Annotated in this window: 4 protein-coding genes and 1 pseudogene; all 5 read left to right on the top strand. The window is 67.4% G+C overall.

Annotated features, from left to right (window positions below):
* Positions 1–358: pseudogene (gene ureC, locus ACK5F2_RS04980) on the top strand (urease subunit alpha); the annotation flags it as partial.
* Positions 358–861 carry a GNAT family N-acetyltransferase gene (locus ACK5F2_RS04975; RefSeq protein ID WP_409863215.1) on the top strand — a complete coding sequence of 168 codons (504 nt, stop codon included), beginning with the start codon at positions 358–360 and terminating at the stop codon, positions 859–861. The pseudogene ureC and the gene ACK5F2_RS04975, both read left to right, overlap by 1 nt.
* The gene (gene ureE, locus ACK5F2_RS04970) at positions 858–1,409 is read left to right on the top strand and encodes an urease accessory protein UreE (RefSeq protein WP_409863214.1); all 552 of its coding nucleotides are present in this window, start codon (positions 858–860) and stop codon (positions 1,407–1,409) included. Before ACK5F2_RS04975 ends, ureE begins: the two co-directional genes overlap by 4 nt.
* Positions 1,406–2,080 (top strand): urease accessory protein UreF, encoded by a 675-nt coding sequence (locus ACK5F2_RS04965; RefSeq protein ID WP_409863213.1) that lies wholly within the window; start codon positions 1,406–1,408, stop codon positions 2,078–2,080. The genes ureE and ACK5F2_RS04965 overlap by 4 nt, the downstream gene beginning before the upstream one ends.
* Positions 2,077–2,751 carry an urease accessory protein UreG gene (ureG, locus tag ACK5F2_RS04960; RefSeq protein ID WP_409863212.1) on the top strand — a complete coding sequence of 225 codons (675 nt, stop codon included), beginning with the start codon at positions 2,077–2,079 and terminating at the stop codon, positions 2,749–2,751. The genes ACK5F2_RS04965 and ureG overlap by 4 nt, the downstream gene beginning before the upstream one ends.
* Positions 2,752–2,803 lie beyond the last annotated feature (52 nt).

Below are 2,803 nucleotides of genomic sequence, written 5' to 3'. Positions count from 1 at the left end.
GGGCGGCAGCATCGCCCTGGCCGCCATGGGCGACCCCAATGCCTCCATCCCGACGCCCCAGCCGGTGCATTACCGGCCCATGTTCGCAGCCTTCGGCGGCGCCCTGGCGCGCAGTTCGCTGAGCTTTGTGTCGCAGGCCGGACTGGCGGCCGGTGTGGGCCAGCGCTATGGTTTGCAAAAGACGCTGGCCGCCGTGCACGGCATCCGCGGCCTGGGCAAGCGCGACATGATCCACAACGACTACACACCGCGCATGGAGGTCGATGCGCAAAGCTATGCCGTGCGCGCCGACGGCCTCTTGCTCAGCTGCGAGCCGGCGCAGAGCCTGCCCATGACCCAACGCTATTTCTTGTTCTGATGTCCTCACTTGCCATGTCCACCGAAACCGAACTGCTGATCCGCCTCGATGACCTCAGCGACCCGCGCATTGCCGCCTTCATGGAAGAGCATCTGCAGGACATGCGCGCCACTTCGCCGCCAGAGAGCGTGCATGCGCTGGACATGAACAAGCTGCGCCAGCCGGAGATCGCCTTCTGGACGGCGTGGTTGAACGAGCCCGCGGGCCCGATGCTGGCTGCCACAGCCGCGATCAAGCGTTTGGATGCGGAGCACGCCGAACTGAAATCCATGCGCACCGCCGCCGCGCTGCGTGGCCGCGGCCTGGCGCGCCGCATGCTGCGCCATGTGCTGGCCGAGGCGCGCCAGCGCGGCTATCGCCGCCTGAGCCTGGAAACCGGCACGCAGGCATTTTTCGAGCCGGCCCACCAGCTCTATGCCAGCGAGGGTTTTGTCGTCTGCGAGCCCTTCGGCAGCTACCAGCTCGACCCCCACAGCTGCTACATGACTCTGGCACTGGCATGAGTGCCGCAGCGCGCTTGCAGGTGGCCCGCCTGATCCCGCAAGGCCAGGGCTTGGCGCCGGTGCTGCTGCGCCGTGCGGCCAGCCTCAGCCTGGACTGGGACACGCGGCAGAAGAGTCGCTTTCAGGCCGAGGACTCCAGCGGCCGGGCCTTGGGCGTGTTCCTACCGCGCGGCACCCAGCTGCGCGGCGGCGATGTCTTGCTGGCCGAGGATGGCAGCTTGATCCGCGTCGAGGCGGCGCCCCAGGCGCTGCTGCGCATCAGCGCTTGCGCGGAGCATGGCTCGCCCTTTGACTTGACCCGCGCGGCCTACCACCTGGGCAACCGCCATGTGCCCATCGAGCTGCAGCCCGGCTATTTGCAGATCGAGCCCGACCATGTGCTGGCCGACATGCTGCGTGCCCAGCCGCATCTTCAGGTGCAGGCGCTGGACGCACCGTTCGAGCCGGAGGGCGGGGCCTATGCGGCGGGGCATGGGCACAGTCATGACCATGGGCACGACCATGGTCATGCTCACCACCTTCACCATCATCATCACGATCACCCATGAGCGCCCTGCTGCAACTGCTCTGGCTGGCCTCGCCGGCCTTGCCGATTGGCGGCTTCTCTTATTCCGAGGGCATCGAATCGGCCGTGGCCCATGGCTGGGTGCATGACGAAGCCAGCACCGCGCACTGGCTCTCTCAGCAGCTGCGCCTGAGCCAGGCGCGCGGCGACTTGTCGTTGGCGGCCCAGGCCTTGCGCGCCTGGCGCGAGGACGACCGGGCCACTTTGCGCCGCCTCAACGATTGGCTGCTGCAGACCCGCGAGAGCGCCGAGCTGCGCCTGCAGTCCGAGCAGATGGGCCGTTCGCTGCTGGACTGGCTGCGCAACCACGACACCGCCACGCCGGCGCAGATCGCCCAGTGCCAGGCTTTGGGTCAGCCCTGCTACCCGCTGGTGATGGCCTTAGCCCTGGCGGCCAGCGAGGCCGCGCCCGAGGATGCGCTGCTGGCCTACGCCTTCGCCTGGTCCGAGGCCATGGTCGGCGCGGCCATCAAGTCGGTGCCGCTGGGGCAGAGCGCCGGTCAGCGCATCCTGGCCCGCCTGGCCGCCGAGATTCCCGCGGCAGTGGCCGAGGCCATCACCACCGATGAATCTCGGCGTCAGGCTTTTTCTCCCATGCTGGCGATTCTCTCGGCCCGCCACGAAACCCAGTACTCCCGCCTGTTCCGATCATGAATCCAAGCCCTTCGCACCAGACCCCGCTGCACCACATTCCCGGTCGCAGCAAGCGCCTGCCGCCCCTGCGCGTGGGCATCGGCGGCCCGGTCGGTTCGGGCAAGACCACCTTGCTGGAAATGCTGTGCAAGGCCATGCGCGAGCGCTGGGACTTGGTCGCCATCACCAACGACATCTACACCAAGGAAGACCAGCGCCTGCTGACCATCAGCGGCGCCCTGCCGGCCGAGCGCATCCTGGGCGTGGAAACCGGTGGCTGCCCGCACACCGCCATCCGCGAAGATTGCTCCATCAATCTGGAGGCGATCGACCGCATGCTGGCGCAGTTCCCCGACGCCGATGTGGTCTTCGTTGAGTCCGGCGGCGACAACCTGGCCGCCACCTTCAGCCCCGAACTGAGCGACCTGACCATCTACGTCATTGACGTCGCCGCCGGGGAAAAGATCCCGCGCAAGGGCGGCCCGGGCATCACCAAGAGCGATCTCTTCGTCATCAACAAGACCGATCTGGCCCCGCATGTCGGCGCCAACCTCGACATCATGGAAGCCGACACCCGCCGCATGCGCGGCGCCAGCAAGCCTTTCGTGATGAGCAACCTCAAGACCCTGGCCGGTGTGGCCGAGGTGGTGCGTTTCATCGAGGAGCGGGGGATGTTGGTGTCCGGCGACTGAGGGAGAGCGCATTCGAGCTACAGCTAGTCGGGCTTGTGTCGGGCGGAAATTG

Origin of the sequence: Roseateles sp. (genome assembly GCF_046300915.1) — a bacterium.
Lineage (GTDB): Bacteria > Pseudomonadota > Gammaproteobacteria > Burkholderiales > Burkholderiaceae_C > Kinneretia.
Note: the sequence above shows the minus strand (reverse complement) of the source record. Positions and strands in the feature narration are given on the sequence as shown.